This is a genomic window from Streptomyces sp. yr375, from assembly GCF_900110755.1.
In the GTDB taxonomy this organism is placed as follows: domain Bacteria; phylum Actinomycetota; class Actinomycetes; order Streptomycetales; family Streptomycetaceae; genus Streptomyces.
In genome coordinates, this window is record NZ_FOFF01000012.1 from 20,455 (window position 1) to 37,348 (window position 16,894).

At 70.8% G+C, this 16,894-nt stretch carries 16 protein-coding genes; 15 read left to right on the forward strand and 1 reads right to left on the reverse strand.

The features are described from left to right. The first annotated feature begins 162 nt into the window (after window positions 1-162). The 15 genes from pgsA (at window position 163) to BMZ82_RS15070 (ending at window position 15,464) form a co-directional block, all read left to right on the forward strand. Window positions 163-849 carry a phosphatidylinositol phosphate synthase gene (pgsA, locus tag BMZ82_RS14995; protein WP_093775789.1) on the forward strand — a complete coding sequence of 229 codons (687 nt, stop codon included), beginning with the start codon at window positions 163-165 and terminating at the stop codon, window positions 847-849. Further along, complete coding sequence (locus tag BMZ82_RS15000; RefSeq protein WP_093775791.1) at window positions 846-1,763, forward strand: phosphatidylinositol mannoside acyltransferase; 918 nt, start codon at window positions 846-848, stop codon at window positions 1,761-1,763. Before pgsA ends, BMZ82_RS15000 begins: the two co-directional genes overlap by 4 nt. Beyond that, window positions 1,760-2,947 carry a glycosyltransferase family 4 protein gene (locus BMZ82_RS15005; protein ID WP_093775793.1) on the forward strand — a complete coding sequence of 396 codons (1,188 nt, stop codon included), beginning with the start codon at window positions 1,760-1,762 and terminating at the stop codon, window positions 2,945-2,947. Before BMZ82_RS15000 ends, BMZ82_RS15005 begins: the two co-directional genes overlap by 4 nt. 35 nt (window positions 2,948-2,982) lie before the next feature. Further along, entirely contained in the window at window positions 2,983-3,534 is a 552-nt protein-coding gene (locus BMZ82_RS15010; protein WP_177244503.1) for a LemA family protein, read from the forward strand. A 145-nt stretch (window positions 3,535-3,679) separates the two neighbouring features. Continuing rightward, complete coding sequence (pdxS, locus tag BMZ82_RS15015; protein ID WP_093775797.1) at window positions 3,680-4,591, forward strand: pyridoxal 5'-phosphate synthase lyase subunit PdxS; 912 nt, start codon at window positions 3,680-3,682, stop codon at window positions 4,589-4,591. A 6-nt stretch (window positions 4,592-4,597) separates the two neighbouring features. Continuing rightward, a complete protein-coding gene (pdxT, locus tag BMZ82_RS15020) occupies window positions 4,598-5,203 on the forward strand; it encodes a pyridoxal 5'-phosphate synthase glutaminase subunit PdxT (RefSeq protein WP_093775799.1) in 606 nt (201 codons plus the stop codon). A 48-nt stretch (window positions 5,204-5,251) separates the two neighbouring features. Then, entirely contained in the window at window positions 5,252-6,004 is a 753-nt protein-coding gene (locus BMZ82_RS15025; RefSeq protein WP_093775801.1) for a YebC/PmpR family DNA-binding transcriptional regulator, read from the forward strand. A gap of 120 nt (window positions 6,005-6,124) precedes the next feature. Next, window positions 6,125-6,691, forward strand: a complete 567-nt coding sequence (ruvC, locus tag BMZ82_RS15030) for a crossover junction endodeoxyribonuclease RuvC (protein WP_093775803.1) — start codon at window positions 6,125-6,127, stop codon at window positions 6,689-6,691. Further along, a complete protein-coding gene (ruvA, locus tag BMZ82_RS15035; protein WP_093775805.1) occupies window positions 6,688-7,293 on the forward strand; it encodes a Holliday junction branch migration protein RuvA in 606 nt (201 codons plus the stop codon). Before ruvC ends, ruvA begins: the two co-directional genes overlap by 4 nt. A 10-nt stretch (window positions 7,294-7,303) precedes the next feature. Beyond that, complete coding sequence (ruvB, locus tag BMZ82_RS15040; RefSeq protein WP_093775807.1) at window positions 7,304-8,374, forward strand: Holliday junction branch migration DNA helicase RuvB; 1,071 nt, start codon at window positions 7,304-7,306, stop codon at window positions 8,372-8,374. Window positions 8,375-8,625: 251 nt separating this feature from the next. Further along, a complete protein-coding gene (gene yajC, locus BMZ82_RS15045; protein WP_093775809.1) occupies window positions 8,626-9,144 on the forward strand; it encodes a preprotein translocase subunit YajC in 519 nt (172 codons plus the stop codon). A 140-nt stretch (window positions 9,145-9,284) separates the two neighbouring features. Further along, window positions 9,285-11,090, forward strand: a complete 1,806-nt coding sequence (secD, locus tag BMZ82_RS15050) for a protein translocase subunit SecD (protein WP_177244504.1) — start codon at window positions 9,285-9,287, stop codon at window positions 11,088-11,090. A 3-nt stretch (window positions 11,091-11,093) separates the two neighbouring features. Then, a complete protein-coding gene (gene secF, locus BMZ82_RS15055) occupies window positions 11,094-12,206 on the forward strand; it encodes a protein translocase subunit SecF (RefSeq protein ID WP_093775811.1) in 1,113 nt (370 codons plus the stop codon). Then, window positions 12,203-12,751: an adenine phosphoribosyltransferase gene (locus BMZ82_RS15060; protein WP_093775813.1), complete on the forward strand. Its 549-nt coding sequence runs from the start codon at window positions 12,203-12,205 to the stop codon at window positions 12,749-12,751. Before secF ends, BMZ82_RS15060 begins: the two co-directional genes overlap by 4 nt. 202 nt (window positions 12,752-12,953) lie before the next feature. After that, the gene (locus BMZ82_RS15070; RefSeq protein WP_093775815.1) at window positions 12,954-15,464 is read left to right on the forward strand and encodes a RelA/SpoT family protein; all 2,511 of its coding nucleotides are present in this window, start codon (window positions 12,954-12,956) and stop codon (window positions 15,462-15,464) included. 77 nt (window positions 15,465-15,541) lie between these two features. Here the strand turns inward: BMZ82_RS15070 and BMZ82_RS15075 are convergent, their stop codons facing one another. Beyond that, window positions 15,542-16,771: a DUF349 domain-containing protein gene (locus BMZ82_RS15075; protein ID WP_093775817.1), complete on the reverse strand. Its 1,230-nt coding sequence runs from the start codon at window positions 16,769-16,771 to the stop codon at window positions 15,542-15,544. Window positions 16,772-16,894: the final 123 nt, after the last annotated feature.

A 16,894-nucleotide genomic window follows, 5' to 3' on the forward strand; every position in this document is an offset into this window, starting at 1 on the left:
ACGGCGCACGGGCCGCGAACGCGACCCGGCCGTGACCCGGATGCCGTCAGGCCGTGACACGGGGGTCCGGGTGCCCGACCGTCGCACACACACGCGCGTGGCTACGATGGGCCAGCCGGTGGCCAGCAGGGCCGCGCGGCGACACCGACCCTCGGGAAGGCCATGCTGAACAAGTACGCGCGTGCATTCTTCACGCGTGTCCTCACACCGTTCGCCGCGTTCCTCATCCGCCGGGGGGTGAGCCCCGACACGGTCACGCTCCTCGGGACCGCCGGAGTGGTGGCGGGCGCGCTGGTCTTCTACCCCCGGGGGGAGTTCTTCTGGGGCACGATCGTCATCACGCTGTTCGTGTTCTCCGACCTCGTCGACGGCAACATGGCGCGCCAGTTGGGCCGCACCAGCCGCTGGGGCGCCTTCCTGGACTCCACGCTCGACCGGGTCGCCGACGGCGCGATCTTCGGCGGCTTCGCCCTGTGGTACGCGGGCCACGGCGACGACAACGTCCTGTGCGCCGTGTCGATCTTCTGCCTGACCAGCGGCCAGGTGGTGTCGTACACCAAGGCGCGCGGTGAGTCGATCGGGCTGCCGGTCGCCGTCAACGGGCTCGTCGAGCGGGCCGAGCGGCTGGTGATCTCGCTGGTCGCGGCCGGTCTGGCGGGCCTGCACACGTTCGGCGTGCCCGGCGTCCAGGTGCTGCTGCCGATCGCGCTGTGGATCGTCGCCGTCGGCAGCCTGGTCACGCTGATCCAGCGCGTCGTCACGGTCCGGCGGGAGTCCGCGGAGGCCGAGGCGGCAGCCGAGGCCGGCGAAGCGCAGCAGGAGGCCCAGGGGAGCGAGGCCGCGCAGTGAGCGCCCAGGAGCGCCTGACCGACGCGCTGTACGGCCTCGGCTGGAGCACCGTCAAGAAGCTGCCCGAGCCCGTCGCCGTCCGTCTCGGGCGCGCCGTCGCCGACCTCGCGTGGAAGCGGCGCGGCAAGGGCGTGCGGCGGCTGGAGAGCAACTACGCGCGCGTGGTGCCGGACGCGAGCCCCGAACAACTGGCGGAGCTCTCGCGCGCGGGGATGCGTTCCTACCTGCGCTACTGGATGGAGTCCTTCCGGTTGCCGGCCTGGAGCCCCGAGCGGATCCGCAACGGCTTCGACTGCAAGGACGCGCACCACCTGATCGACGGCATCGCCTCCGACCGGGGCGTCGTCCTCGCCCTGCCGCACATGGGCAACTGGGACCTGGCCGGCGCCTGGGTCACGACCGCGCTGGACACACCGTTCACCACGGTCGCCGAACGCCTCCAGCCGGAGACGCTGTACGACCGCTTCGTCGCCTACCGGGAGGGCCTCGGCATGGAGGTGCTGCCGCACACCGGCGGCGCAGCCTTCGCCACCCTGGCCCGGCGGCTGCGCGACGGCGGCCTGGTCTGCCTGGTCGCCGAGCGCGACCTGTCCGCCTCCGGCGTCGAGGTGGACTTCTTCGGCGACCGCACCCGGATGCCGGCCGGCCCGGCCCTGCTCGCCCAGCAGACCGGCGCGCTCCTGCTGCCCGTCACGCTCTGGTACGACGACTCGCCCGTCATGCAGGGGCGCGTGCATCCCCCGATCGAGGTACCCGAGACAGGTACGCGCGCGGAGCAGACGTCTGTCATGACACAGGCGCTGGCAGACGCCTTCGCCACCGGCATCGCCGACCACCCGGAGGACTGGCACATGCTCCAGCGTTTGTGGCTCGCGGACCTGGAACCCCGCCCGGCGGACGGGGACCTCCGGTGAGAATCGGCATCGTCTGCCCGTACTCGTGGGACGTGCCGGGCGGCGTCCAGTTCCACATCCGCGACCTCGCCGAGTACTTCATCCGGCTCGGCCACGAGGTGTCCGTGCTGGCCCCGGCCGACGACGACACCCCGCTGCCGCCGTACGTCGTCTCGGCCGGCCGCGCGGTCCCGGTGCCGTACAACGGCTCGGTGGCCCGCCTCAACTTCGGCTTCCTGTCCGCCGCGCGGGTGCGGCGCTGGCTGCACGACGGCGCGTTCGACGTCGTCCACATCCATGAGCCGACCTCGCCGTCGCTGGGCCTGCTGACCTGCTGGGCGGCGTCCGGGCCGATCGTGGCCACCTTCCACACCTCCAACCCGCGCTCGCGCGCGATGATCGCCGCGTACTCGATCCTCCAGGCCGCCCTGGAGAAGATCAGCGCGCGGATCGCGGTCAGCGAGTACGCCCGGCGCACGCTGGTGGAGCACCTCGGCGGGGACGCGGTCGTCATCCCCAACGGCGTCGACGTCGACTTCTTCGCGAGGGCCGAGCCCAACCCCGCCTGGCAGGGCGGCACCATCGGCTTCGTCGGGCGCATCGACGAGCCCCGCAAGGGCCTGCCGGTGCTGATGAAGGCGCTGCCGAGGATCTTCGCCGAGCGGCCGGACGCCCGCCTGCTGGTCGCGGGCCGGGGCGACGAGGAGGAGGCGGTGGCGAACCTCCCGAAGGAGCTGCACGCGCGCGTGGAGTTCCTCGGCATGATCAGCGACGAGGACAAGGCGCGCTTCCTGCGCAGCGTCGACCTGTACGTTGCGCCCAACACCGGCGGCGAGAGCTTCGGCATCATCCTCGTCGAGGCCATGTCGGCCGGGGCCGCCGTGCTCGCCGCCGACCTCGACGCCTTCGCCCAGGTCCTCGACCAGGGAGCGGCGGGCGAACTGTTCGCCAACGAGGACGCGGACGCGCTGGCCGAGGCCGCCGTACGCCTTCTGGGCGACCCGGAGCGCCGGGCCGAACTGCGCGAGCGCGGCAGCGCCCACGTACGGCGCTTCGACTGGTCGACCGTCGGCGCGGACATCCTGTCGGTGTACGAAACGGTGACGGACGGCGCGGCGGCGGTGGCGGCCGACGACGACCGGGGATCGGCGGGCGGGACGGGCGGGGCCGGCCTGCGGGCCCGGCTCGGGCTGGCGCGCGACTGACCGCTGCCCCGTCGCCGTAGGGCGCCCCGGTAGCCTTGCCGCCCGTGACCGCAACCCTGATCTGGACCCTGGTCGTCCTCGTCGCCATCGGCCTCTACCTGAGCTGGACGGCGGGACGGCTGGACCGGCTGCACGCCCGCATCGACGCCGCCCGCGCCGCGCTCGACGCACAACTGCTGCGCCGGGCGTCCGTGGCCCAGGAACTGGCCACCTCGAAGGTCCTGGACCCGGCCGCGTCGATCGTCCTGTACGAGGCCGCGCACGCCGCCCGGCAGGCCGAGGAGGAGCAGCGGGAGGTCGCCGAGAGCGAGCTCAGCCAGGCCCTGCGCGCCGTGTTCGCGGACGCGCGGCAACTGGACGTCGTACGCGAGGCGCCCGGCGGGGACGCGGCGGCCCGTGAGCTCACCGAGGCCGTCCGCCGCGTCCCCATGGCCCGCCGCTTCCACAACGACGCGGTGGGCGCGGCCCGCCGCCTCCGCGAACACCGCAAGGTCCGCTGGTTCCGCCTGGCCGGCCATGCCCCGTTCCCGATGGCCTTCGAGATGGACGACGAACCCCCGACGACCCTGGCGGACCGCACGGCCTGACCCGCCGCCCGCCGAAGACGCCCGGCACTGGGCCCCGCACCGGGCCAAAAGGATCCACCGGCTGTTCATTGGCCCTTGCTGTGGACTGGTCCTTCGCGTTTCCTCGGTGGCGTAGAGATCCTCTTTCGACAAGTGAGGTCCCCCTGTGTCCAGCACGATCTCCGAAAACCAGACCCCCGCGACCGGCACCGCGCGCGTGAAGCGCGGCATGGCCGAGCAGCTCAAGGGCGGCGTGATCATGGACGTCGTCACGCCGGAGCAGGCGAAGATCGCCGAGGACGCGGGCGCTGTCGCCGTCATGGCACTGGAGCGGGTCCCGGCCGACATCCGCAAGGACGGCGGCGTGGCCCGGATGTCCGACCCGGACATGATCGAGGGCATCATCGAGGCCGTGTCCATCCCGGTGATGGCCAAGTCCCGGATCGGCCACTTCGTCGAGGCGCAGGTGCTGCAGTCCCTCGGCGTCGACTACATAGACGAGTCCGAGGTCCTCACCCCGGCCGACGAGGTCAACCACTCCGACAAGTGGGCCTTCACCACCCCCTTCGTCTGCGGCGCCACCAACCTGGGCGAGGCCCTGCGCCGCATCGCCGAGGGCGCGGCGATGATCCGCTCCAAGGGCGAGGCCGGCACCGGCAACGTCGTCGAGGCCGTCCGCCACCTGCGCCAGATCAAGAACGAGATCGCCCGCCTGCGCGGCTACGACAACAACGAGCTGTACGCCGCCGCCAAGGAGCTGCGCGCCCCGTACGAGATCGTCAAGGAGGTCGCCGAGCTCGGCAAGCTCCCGGTCGTGCTGTTCTCCGCCGGTGGCGTCGCCACCCCCGCCGACGCCGCGCTGATGCGCCAGCTCGGCGCGGAGGGAGTCTTCGTCGGCTCCGGCATCTTCAAGTCCGGTGACCCGGCCAAGCGCGCCGCCGCCATCGTGAAGGCCACCACCTTCTACGACGACCCGAAGATCATCGCGGACGCCTCCCGCAACCTGGGCGAGGCCATGGTCGGCATCAACTGCGACACCCTCCCCGAGTCCGAGCGCTACGCCAACCGCGGCTGGTAGACCCCTGTGAACACCCCTGTCATAGGCGTCCTGGCCCTCCAGGGCGACGTACGGGAACACCTCATCGCCCTGGCCGCGGCCGACGCCGTGGCCAGGCCGGTCAGGCGTCCCGAGGAACTCGCCGAGGTCGACGGCCTCGTCCTGCCCGGCGGCGAGTCCACGACCATCTCCAAGCTGGCCGTCCTCTTCGGCGTGATGGAGCCCCTCCGCGCGCGCGTGCGCGCCGGCATGCCCGTCTACGGCACCTGCGCGGGCATGATCATGCTCGCCGACAAGATCCTCGACCCGCGCTCGGGCCAGGAGACCATCGGCGGCATCGACATGATCGTCCGCCGCAACGCCTTCGGCCGCCAGAACGAGTCCTTCGAGGCCGCGCTCGACGTGCGGGGCATCGAGGGCGATCCGGTGGAGGGCGTCTTCATCCGCGCCCCCTGGGTCGAGTCCGTCGGCGCCCGGACCGAGGTGCTCGCCGAGCACGGCGGCCACATCGTCGCGGTCCGCCAGGGCAACGCGCTCGCCACGTCGTTCCACCCGGAGCTGACCGGCGACCACCGCGTGCACGCCCTGTTCGTCGACATGGTGCGCGCGAGCCGCGCGGCGGAGTCCTTGTAGGATCTCTGCCGTTGGTTCATAGACGGGTTACGCGAAGGAGACAGGCAGATGTCCGGCCACTCTAAATGGGCTACGACGAAGCACAAGAAGGCCGTGATCGACGCCAAACGCGGCAAGCTCTTCGCGAAGATGATCAAGAACATCGAGGTCGCGGCCCGCACCGGTGGCGCCGATGTGTCCGGCAACCCGACGCTGTTCGACGCCATCCAGAAGGCCAAGAAGAGCTCGGTCCCGAACAAGAACATCGACTCCGCGGTCAAGCGCGGCGCCGGTCTCGAAGCCGGTGGCGCCGACTACGAGACGATCATGTACGAGGGCTACGGCCCGAACGGCGTCGCGGTGCTCATCGAGTGCCTCACCGACAACCGCAACCGCGCCGCCTCCGACGTCCGCGTCGCCATGACCCGCAACGGCGGCTCGATGGCCGACCCGGGCTCGGTGTCGTACCTCTTCAACCGCAAGGGCGTCGTGCTCGTCCCCAAGGGCGAGCTGACCGAGGACGACGTGCTCGGCGCGGTCCTCGACGCGGGCGCCGAGGAGGTCAACGACCTCGGTGAGTCCTTCGAGGTCATCTCCGAGGCCACCGACCTGGTCGCGGTCCGCACCGCCCTCCAGGAAGCCGGCGTCGACTACGACTCCGCCGACGCCAACTTCGTCCCGACCATGCAGGTCGAGCTGGACGAGGAGGGCGCCAGGAAGATCTTCAAGCTGATCGACGCGCTCGAGGACAGCGACGACGTGCAGAACGTCTTCGCCAACTTCGACGTCAGCGACGAGGTCATGGAGAAGGTCGACGCGTAACGCTGCCGCGAGCGACGCGGTGTCGGCGGGCCGGGAGGGACACACGTCCCCCGGCCCGCCGCTGTTGTCGGTGGCAGCGGATAGCCTGCACAAACAGGTGGCCGAAGGGAGGGGTTGGGCGTGCGCGTACTCGGGGTGGACCCCGGACTGACACGGTGTGGCGTCGGGGTCGTCGAGGGCGTCGCCGGCCGACCGCTCACCATGGTCGGCGTCGGTGTCGTACGGACGCCCGCGGACGCCGAGTTGGGGCTGCGCCTCGTCGCCGTAGAGCAGGGCATCGAAGCCTGGCTGGACGAATACCGGCCCGAATGCGTCGCCGTGGAGCGGGTGTTCAGCCAGCACAACGTGCGCACCGTCATGGGCACCGCCCAGGCCAGCGCCGTCGCCATGCTGTGCGCCGCCCGCCGCGGCATCCCCGTCGCCCTGCATACGCCCAGCGAGGTCAAGGCCGCCGTCACCGGCAGCGGGCGCGCGGACAAGGCGCAGGTCGGCGCGATGGTCACCCGCCTGCTGCGGCTCGACGCACCCCCGAAACCGGCCGACGCCGCCGACGCCCTGGCCCTCGCCATCTGCCACATCTGGCGCGCCCCCGCGCAGAACCGACTCCAGCAGGCCGTCGCCCTGCACACGGCCCAGGCCCGCAAAGCCCCCCGGGCACCGATGACTTCGAAAGGCCGGACGGCATGATCGCCTTCGTCAGCGGCACCGTCGCCGCACTCGCTCCCGACACCGCGGTGGTCGAGGTGGGCGGCGTCGGCATGGCCGTCCAGTGCACGCCCAACACCCTGTCCACGCTCCGCCTCGGCCGCCCCGCCAAGCTCGCCACCTCCCTCGTCGTCCGGGAGGACTCCCTGACCCTGTACGGCTTCGTGGACGACGACGAACGCCAGGTCTTCGAGCTGCTGCAGACCGCGAGCGGGGTCGGCCCCCGGCTCGCACAGGCCATGCTGGCGGTGCACGCGCCGGACGCCCTGCGCCGAGCGGTCGCCACGGGCGACGAGAAGGCGCTCATCGCCGTCCCGGGCATCGGCAAGAAGGGCGCGCAGAAGCTGCTGCTGGAGCTCAAGGACCGGCTCGGCGCGCCGGTCGGCGCACCCGCGGTCGGCGCCCCGGTCACCGGCGGCTGGCGCGACCAACTGCACGCCGCCCTGATCGGCCTCGGCTACGCCACCCGCGAGGCCGACGAGGCGGTCACCGCCGTGACCCCGCAGGCCGAGGCCGCCGGCGGCACACCCCAGGTGGGCCACCTGCTGAGGGCCGCCCTGCAGACCCTGAACCGCGCCCGCTAGGAGAACGTGAGTGAACTGGGACGACACGACCGACGAGACCGCCCCCGAGCGGCTGGTGGGCTCTGTCGCCGACGGCGAGGACCAGGCCGTCGAGGCCGCGCTGCGCCCCAAGGACCTGGGCGAGTTCATCGGCCAGGAGAAGGTCCGCGAACAGCTCGACCTCGTCCTGCGCGCCGCACGCGCGCGTGGCGCGACCGCCGACCACGTCCTGCTCTCCGGCGCACCCGGCCTCGGCAAGACCACCCTCTCGATGATCATCGCCGCCGAGATGGGCGCCCCGATCCGCATCACCAGCGGCCCCGCCATCCAGCACGCAGGCGACCTCGCGGCGATCCTCTCCTCCCTCCAGGAGGGCGAGGTCCTCTTCCTCGACGAGATCCACCGCATGTCGCGCCCCGCCGAGGAGATGCTCTACATGGCGATGGAGGACTTCCGCGTCGACGTCATCGTCGGCAAGGGCCCCGGCGCCACCGCGATCCCCCTCGAACTGCCCCCCTTCACCCTGGTCGGCGCCACCACGCGCGCGGGCCTGCTGCCGCCCCCGCTGCGCGACCGCTTCGGCTTCACCGGGCACATGGAGTTCTACGAGCCCGCCGAGCTGGAGCGCGTCATCCACCGCTCCGCGAACCTCCTCGACGTCGAGATCGACACCGCCGGCGCCGCCGAGATCGCCGGCCGCTCCCGCGGCACCCCCCGGATCGCCAACCGCCTGCTGCGCCGCGTACGCGACTACGCGCAGGTCAAGGCCGACGGGATCATCGACCGCGAGATCGCGGCGGCCGCCCTGAAGGTCTACGAGGTGGACGGCCGGGGGCTGGACCGGCTCGACCGCGCGGTCCTGCACGCCCTGCTGAAGCTGTTCGGCGGCGGCCCGGTCGGCCTGTCCACACTCGCCGTCGCGGTGGGGGAGGAGCGCGAGACCGTGGAGGAGGTCGCCGAACCCTTCCTCGTACGGGAGGGGCTGCTGGCCCGTACACCGCGCGGGCGGGTGGCCACCCCGGCCGCCTGGACGCACCTCGGCCTCACCCCGGCCCGCGCCCCCGGCCAGGGAAACGGACAACCGGACCTTTTCGGTACATAACCTGGTATGTGACCCAGGACATGACCCGATATGTGACCCGGCCCGTGGACACGGAGAGCTGCGGCGGGGACATTGGCCGGGTCAGGAACCCAGGTGCCATGCTGAGCGTTGTTCCCTGCATGCGGACTCGCTTAGACTCCGCCGATGCCGCCGTTGTCGGCAGCACACCACCCCCATGCACCACCCCCATCCATACCCCCCATCCATCAGGCCGCTCCACCATCGCGGTCGTCTGAAGGAAGTTCCGTCCCGTGAGTCCTTTGACCCTCCTCCCGTTCATCGTGCTCATCGGGGCCATGTTCCTGATGACCCGGTCGGCCAAGAAGAAGCAGCAGCAAGCGGCCGACATGCGTAACCAACTGCAGCCCGGAAGCGGTGTCCGCACCATCGGGGGCATGTACGCGACGGTCAAGGAGGTCGGCGACGACACGCTTCTCCTCGACGCGGGACCGGGCGTGGAACTGCTCTTCGCGAAGAACGCGATCGGCGCCGTCCTGACCGACGACGAGTACAACCGCATCGTCCACGGCATCGAGCACGACCTGAAGTCCGACTCCGACGTCGTCCCCGACGACGCCTCCTCCCTCACCGAGAGCGACGAGTCCGCCGACGAAGCTGCCGCCGCCTCCGGCGACAAGGCCGTCGACCTCGGCAAGAAGGACGGACCCGACGAGGTCCTGGAGAAGGCCGACGAGGCCGAGCAGGCCGACCTCGCCGAGGCCGCCGAAGAGCCGAAGAAGACCGAAGGCGACTCCGACGCGAAGAAGTAGTCACGTCCCCGGCCAGACACGGGTCGCACCACACCCGTCCGTGCCGGGGCGCGCGCATCTCGCCAGGGGATCCCGACACCATGTCATGGCCGCTGCCGCGCTGACCCGGCGCCAGGCGGCCCGAGAGGGAGTACGAGAAGGTGGCAGCACCTAAGAAGGGCCGGAGCGCGAGCGCCCAGAGCAAGCCAGGGCGCTCGTTGGCCCTGATCCTGATCGCCATCGTGGCGCTCACCGGAGGCATGTTCGTCTCCGGTCACACGACTCCGCGTCTCGGCATCGACCTTGCCGGCGGTACCAGCATCACGCTGGAGGCGAAGGGCGACCAGGGATCCGCGATCAACAAGGCCAACATGGACACCGCGGTCGAGATCATGAACCGCCGTGTCAACGGGCTGGGCGTCTCCGAGGCGGAGGTGCAGACCCAGGGCGACCGCAACATCATCGTGAACATCCCCAAGGGCACCAACTCGGAGAAGGCCCGGGAGCAGGTCGGCACCACCGCCAAGCTGTACTTCCGTCCGGTCCTGGCCCAGGAGGCCACCGGCTCCGCCGCCGTCCCCTCGCCGAGCGCCTCCACGAGTGGCTCGTCCAGCGCCTCGCCGAAGGCGTCGACGAGCCCTTCGCCGAGCGGGTCCGGTTCCACCGGTGAGAAGGCGACCTCGTCGTCCTCCCCGTCGGCCACCGCGACCTCGCAGGGCCGCGCCGTCACCGACGCGCTGAAGGCCGACTCCACCCCGTCCGCCTCGGCGAGCACGAAGGCGAGCGCCAAGGCGAGCGCCTCCGCCAGCCCGTCGGCCGCCGCGAGCGGCGCAGCCGTCACGCCGCAGGACGCCGCGCTCCAGGCCAAGTACGCGGCCCTGGACTGCTCCAAGGAGGAGGTCCGCACCACGGCCGGCGAGGGCGTCCAGCCCCAGAACGCCACCGTGGCCTGCGGCGAGATCGACAAGGTCTGGTACAAGTACCTGCTCGGCCCGGCCGGCGTCGACGGCACCGAGGTCGACAAGGCCCAGGCGGTCTTCGACACCCAGGGTGCCTCCGGCTGGCAGGTCACCATGGAGTTCACCAAGAAGGGCGCCGCGAAGTTCGCCGCCATCACGGCCCAGCTCGCGCAGAACCAGCAGCCGCAGAACGAGTTCGGCATCGTCCTCGACGGCAACGTCGTCTCCAGCCCGTTCGTGCAGAGCTCCATCACCGGTGGCCAGGCCCAGATCTCCGGCAGCTTCACGCAGGAGGAGGCCCAGAGCCTCGCCAACATGCTGTCCTACGGTGCGCTCCCGCTCTCCTTCAAGGAGCAGAGCGTGACCACGGTGACCGCCGCGCTCGGCGGTGACCAACTGCACGCGGGTCTGCTCGCCGGCGCGATCGGCCTCGCCCTGGTCGTCATCTACCTGGTGGCCTACTACCGGGGTCTCGCGCTCATCGCGCTCGCCTCGCTGCTGGTCTCCGCGGCCCTCACCTACGTACTCATGTCGCTGCTCGGCCCGGCCATCGGCTTCGCGCTGAACCTGCCGGCGGTCTGCGGCGCCATCGTCGCCATCGGCATCACGGCGGACTCGTTCATCGTCTACTTCGAACGGGTCCGGGACGAGATCCGCGAGGGCCGCACCCTGCGCCCCGCCGTGGAGCGGGCCTGGCCGCGCGCCCGGCGCACCATCCTGGTCTCCGACTTCGTGTCGTTCCTCGCCGCCGCCGTGCTGTTCATCGTCACGGTCGGCAAGGTCCAGGGCTTCGCGTTCACGCTGGGCCTGACCACCGTCCTCGACGTGGTCGTGGTCTTCTTCTTCACCAAGCCGCTGATGTCGCTCATCGCCCGGCGCAAGTTCTTCGCGGACGGCCACAAGTGGTCCGGGCTCGATCCGAAGAGCCTGGGCGCTCAGCCGCCGATCCGGCGCACCCGCCGTCCCGCCGGTCCCGCCGCCGGCCCTGTCGAGACGAAGGAGGCCTGAGCGATGTCGAAACTCGGTAACCTCGGCGCCCGACTGCACCGTGGCGAGATCAGCTACGACTTCATCGGCCACCGCAAGCTCTGGTACAGCATCTCCATCCTGATCACCATCACGGCCATCGTCGGCCTGGCGGTGCGCGGCCTGAACATGGGCATCGACTTCCAGGGCGGCGCCGTCTTCACCACGGAGAAGACGAGTGTCTCGGTCTCCCAGGCCGAGGAGTACGCCAAGGACGCGTCCGGCCACGACGCGGTCGTGCAGAAGCTCGGCAACGGCTCGCTGCGCATCCAGATCGCCGGTATGGACATCAAGCAGTCCAACCAGATCAAGGACGACCTCGCCAAGGACCTCAAGGCCGACACCGAGTCGATCACCGCCGAGCTGGTCGGTCCCAGTTGGGGCGACCAGATCGCCAACAAGGCCTGGCAGGGCCTGGCGATCTTCATGGTGCTGGTCGTGATCTACCTGGCGATCGCCTTCGAGTGGCGCATGGCGATCGCGGCGCTCGTCGCCCTGATCCACGACATCACCATCACCGTCGGCATCTACGCCCTCGTCGGCTTCGAGGTCACGCCCGGCACGGTGATCGGTCTGCTGACGATTCTCGGCTACTCGCTGTACGACACGGTCGTCGTCTTCGACTCCCTCAAGGAACAGACGAAGGACCTCACCAAGCAGACCCGCTTCACCTACAGCGAGGTCGCCAACCGTTCGATCAACGGCACCCTGGTGCGGTCCATCAACACCACGGTCGTCGCGCTGCTGCCGGTGGCCGGCCTGCTGTTCATCGGCGGCGGCGTCCTCGGCGCGGGCACGCTCAACGACATCTCGCTGTCGCTGTTCGTCGGCCTCGCGGCCGGCGCCTACTCCTCGATCTTCATCGCCACGCCGCTCGTCGCCGACCTCAAGGAGATCGAGCCGCAGATGAAGGCGCTGAAGAAGCGCGTCCTGGCCAAGCGCGCCCAGGCGAGCGCCGACGAGGACACCGCCGAGACCCGCGGCGACGACGGCTACGACGACGAGCCGCAGGACACCGCACACGCGGTCGTCGGCCCGCGCACCCAGCCCGCGGCCCGCGGCCGGGGCCGTGGCCGGCCGTCGGGCAAGCGCCGATGACGGAGCTCACCGACGTCACCACGCTGCTCCTCAGCCGCATCCGTGACGTGGCGGACCACCCGGAGCCGGGCGTGATGTTCAAGGACATCACCCCGCTCCTGGCGGACCCGGTGGCGTTCACCGCGCTCACCGACGCGTTCGCGGAGATCGCCGAGCGCACCGGCGCCACCAAGATCGTCGGCCTGGAGGCCCGGGGCTTCATCCTCGGCGCCCCCGTCGCCGTCCGCACCGGCCTCGGCTTCATCCCCGTACGCAAGGCGGGCAAGCTCCCCGGAGCCACCCTCGCCCAGGCCTACGACCTGGAGTACGGCTCGGCCGAGATCGAGGTGCACGCCGAGGACCTCACCGCCGACGACCGGATCCTCGTCGTCGACGACGTGCTCGCCACCGGCGGCACCGCCGAGGCGTCGATCCGGCTCATCCACCGCGCGGGCGCCCGGGTCGCGGGCGTCGCCGTCCTGATGGAACTGAGCTTCCTCGCCGGCAGGCCACGACTGGAAGCGGCCCTCGGCGGGGCGCCCCTGGAAGCTCTCCTCACCATCTGAGGACGGTCTGAGGACGGTCCGAGGACAGTCTGAAAAACGCCGTACGCAAGCGGGCGGGCCCGGAGATTCCGGTGCCCGCCCCTTGCGTTCTCCCCGGTGGACGGCGCTCACAGCGGCCTGAAGGCGATGCCGGAGCCCGGGATCGCTACGATGGGTGCTCCGGAGCCTGACCGGGGACCCGGATCGCGCACGAGGAGTCCTCTTGCCAGACGAGGCCCAGCACCTGACCGCCGCCAAGCCCGAGTCCACCTCGGGCCCCGCGGCCACGCCCGCGAAGAGCGACTCTCACGGGCCGGTCGAGCACGACCGTTCCGCGCCCGTCGACAAGCCGGCCGAGCAGCCCCGCCCCAAGCCGGCCCCGGCCGAGCACCCCGCGCCCGCCGGCCGCCCGGCCACCGCGCAGCAGCCGGCCCGCTCCGGTTCCTCCAACCGCGTCCGGGCCCGCCTCGCCCGCCTCGGCGTCCAGCGCCAGAACCCGTACAACCCGGTCCTGGAACCGTTGCTGCGGATAGTGCGCAGCAACGACCCCAAGATCGAGACCGCGACGCTGCGCCAGATCGAGAAGTCCTACCAGGTCGCCGAGCGCTGGCACCGCGGCCAGAAGCGCAAGAGCGGCGACCCGTACATCACGCACCCGCTCGCGGTGACCACGATCCTCGCCGAGCTCGGCATGGACCCGGCCACCCTCATGGCGGGCCTGCTGCACGACACGGTCGAGGACACCGAGTACGGCCTGGAGGACCTGCGCCGCGACTTCGGCGACCAGGTCGCCCTGCTCGTCGACGGCGTCACCAAGCTCGACAAGGTCAAGTTCGGGGAGGCCGCGCAGGCCGAGACCGTGCGCAAGATGGTCGTCGCCATGGCCAAGGACCCGCGCGTCCTGGTCATCAAGCTCGCCGACCGCCTGCACAACATGCGCACCATGCGCTACCTCAAGCGCGAGAAGCAGGAGAAGAAGGCGCGCGAGACCCTCGAGATCTACGCGCCGCTCGCCCATCGCCTGGGCATGAACACCATCAAGTGGGAACTGGAGGACCTCGCCTTCGCGATCCTCTACCCCAAGATGTACGACGAGATCGTCCGGCTGGTGGCCGAAAGGGCACCGAAGCGTGACGAGTATCTGGCCATAGTGACCGACGAGGTCCAGGCCGACCTGCGCGCCGCCCGCATCAAGGCGACCGTCACCGGCCGCCCGAAGCACTACTACAGCGTCTACCAGAAGATGATCGTACGAGGCCGCGACTTCGCGGAGATCTACGACCTGGTGGGCATCCGCGTCCTCGTGGACACCGTCCGCGACTGCTACGCGGCCCTCGGCACCGTCCACGCGCGATGGAACCCGGTCCCCGGCCGGTTCAAGGACTACATCGCGATGCCCAAGTTCAACATGTACCAGTCGCTGCACACGACGGTCATCGGCCCCAACGGCAAGCCCGTCGAGCTGCAGATCCGCACCTTCGACATGCACCGCCGCGCCGAGTACGGCATCGCCGCGCACTGGAAGTACAAGCAGGAGGCCGTCGCCGGCGCCTCCAAGGTGCGCTCCGACGCGCCCCGGACCACCGGCAAGGACGACCACCTCAACGACATGGCGTGGCTGCGCCAGCTCCTCGACTGGCAGAAGGAGACCGAGGACCCCGGCGAGTTCCTGGAGTCCCTGCGCTTCGACCTGTCGCGCAACGAGGTCTTCGTCTTCACGCCGAAGGGTGACGTGATAGCGCTGCCGGCCGGCGCCACGCCCGTGGACTTCTCGTACGCGGTGCACACCGAGGTGGGCCACCGCACCATAGGAGCCCGGGTCAACGGCCGCCTCGTGCCGCTGGAATCCACCCTGGACAACGGCGACCTGGTCGAGGTTTTCACCTCCAAGGCCGCCGGGGCCGGGCCGTCCCGGGACTGGCTGAACTTCGTCAAGTCGCCGCGCGCCCGCAACAAGATCCGGGCCTGGTTCTCCAAGGAACGCCGGGACGAGGCCATAGAGCAGGGCAAGGACGCCATCGCGCGCGCGATGCGCAAGCAGAACCTGCCGATCCAGCGCATCCTCACCGGCGACTCGCTCGTCACCCTCGCGCACGAGATGCGCTACCCGGACATCTCCTCGCTGTACGCGGCGATCGGCGAGGGTCATGTGGCCGCGCAGAACGTCGTACAGAAGCTGGTGCAGGCCCTCGGCGGCGAGGAGGCGGCCACCGAGGAGATCGACGAGTCGGTCCCGCCGTCCCACGGCCGCGGCCGCAAGCGGCGCAGCAACCAGGACCCGGGCGTGGTCGTCAAGGGCGTCGACGACGTGTGGGTCAAGCTGGCCCGCTGCTGTACGCCCGTGCCCGGCGACCCGATCATCGGCTTCGTCACCCGCGGTAGTGGCGTATCGGTTCACCGCAGCGACTGCGTCAACGTGGAGTCACTGTCCCGTGAGCCGGAGCGCATCCTCGAGGTCGAGTGGGCGCCCACGCAGTCCTCGGTCTTCCTGGTCGCCATCCAGGTCGAGGCCCTGGACCGCTCCCGCCTCCTGTCGGACGTCACCCGCGTCCTGTCCGACCAGCACGTCAACATCCTCTCCGCCGCCGTCCAGACCTCCCGCGACCGCGTGGCCACCTCCCGCTTCACCTTCGAGATGGGCGACCCCAAACACCTGGGCCACGTCCTGAAGGCCGTCAGAGGCGTCGAGGGCGTCTACGACGTCTACCGGGTGACCTCGGCGCGCCGACCGTAGACCAGGCATGAGGAAGCCCCCCGTACGTGACGTACGGGGGGCTTCCTCATGCCGGTGTCAGTATCGGCCGCCTCTGTCTAGCCGCCGAACTCGTGCAGGCCCTTCAGCGCCTGGTCCAGCAGCGCCTGACGGCCCTCGAGCTCGCGCTCCAGCTTGTCCGCGCGGGACGCGTTGCCCTGGGCGCGGGCCTGGTCGATCTGCGTGCGCAGCTTGTCCACGGCGGCCTGGAGCTGGCCGGTCAGCCCCTCGGCACGCGCGCGTGCCTCCGGGTTCGTCCGGCGCCACTCGGTCTCCTCGGACTCCTGCATCGCCCGCTCCACCGCGTGCATCCGGCCCTCGACCTTGGGCCGGGCGTCGCGCGGGACGTGGCCGATGGCCTCCCAGCGCTCGTTGATCGAGCGGAACGCGGCACGCGCCGCCTTCAGGTCACCGATCGGCAGGAGCTTCTCGGCCTCCTCGGCCAGCTCCTCCTTGAGCTTCAGGTTCTCCGTCTGCTCCGCGTCCCGCTCGGCGAACACCGAGCTGCGGGCGGCGAAGAAGACGTCCTGGGCGCCGCGGAAGCGGTTCCACAGGTCGTCCTCGTGCTCGCGCTGGGCGCGGCCCGCCGCCTTCCACTCCGCCATCAGCTCGCGGTAGCGCGCCGCCGTCGGACCCCAGTCCGCCGAACCGGACAGCGCCTCGGCCTCGGAGACCAGCCGCTCCTTGACCCGACGGGCGTCCTCGCGCTGCGCGTCCAACTGCGCGAAGTGCGCCTTGCGGCGCTTGGAGAACGCCGAGCGCGCGTGCGAGAACCGGTGCCACAGCTCGTCGTCCGACTTGCGGTCCAGACGCGGCAGACTCTTCCAGGTGTCCACCAGGGAGCGCAGCCGCTCACCGGCGGCCCGCCACTGGTCGGACTCCGCCAACTGCTCCGCCTCGACGACCAGGTCCTCCTTGGCCTTGCGGGCCTCGTCGGACTGCTTGGCACGCTGCTGCTTGCGCTCCTCGCGCCGCGACTCGACGGTCGCCACGAGCTTGTCCAGCCGCTCCCGCAGGGCCTGGAGATCGCCGACCGCGTGATGCGCGTCCACCTGGTCGCGGATGTGGTCGATGGCGACCTGGGCGTCCTTCGCCGACAGATCGGTGGTCTGCACTCGCTTCTCGAGGAGGCCGATCTCGACAACCAGGCCCTCGTACTTGCGCTCGAAGTAGGCCAGGGCTTCCTCAGGGGAGCCTGCCTGCCAGGAACCGACCACCTGCTCGCCGTCGGCGGTACGCACGTACACGGTCCCCGTCTCGTCGACGCGGCCCCACGGGTCGCTGCTCACAGCGCCTCCTCCACATGATGCCTCCGAGGGGCTTCAGCGCCCCTGGGCATCCTCCACAGTTTCGTCACGGCCAACATAGGCGACCGGCGGGCCGCCTGTCCGCATCCAGCGCGACCGAAATTG

Bases quoted from the DNA above. Each gene is read 5' to 3' on its own strand.
- BMZ82_RS15025 (WP_093775801.1), top strand. From the start codon at position 5,252: ATGTCCGGCCACTCTAAATGGGCTACGACGAAGCACAAGAAGGCCGTG.
- pgsA (WP_093775789.1), top strand. From the start codon at position 163: ATGCTGAACAAGTACGCGCGTGCATTCTTCACGCGTGTCCTCACACCG.
- ruvA (WP_093775805.1), top strand. From the start codon at position 6,688: ATGATCGCCTTCGTCAGCGGCACCGTCGCCGCACTCGCTCCCGACACC.
- secF (WP_093775811.1), top strand. From the start codon at position 11,094: ATGTCGAAACTCGGTAACCTCGGCGCCCGACTGCACCGTGGCGAGATC.
- BMZ82_RS15060 (WP_093775813.1), top strand. From the start codon at position 12,203: ATGACGGAGCTCACCGACGTCACCACGCTGCTCCTCAGCCGCATCCGT.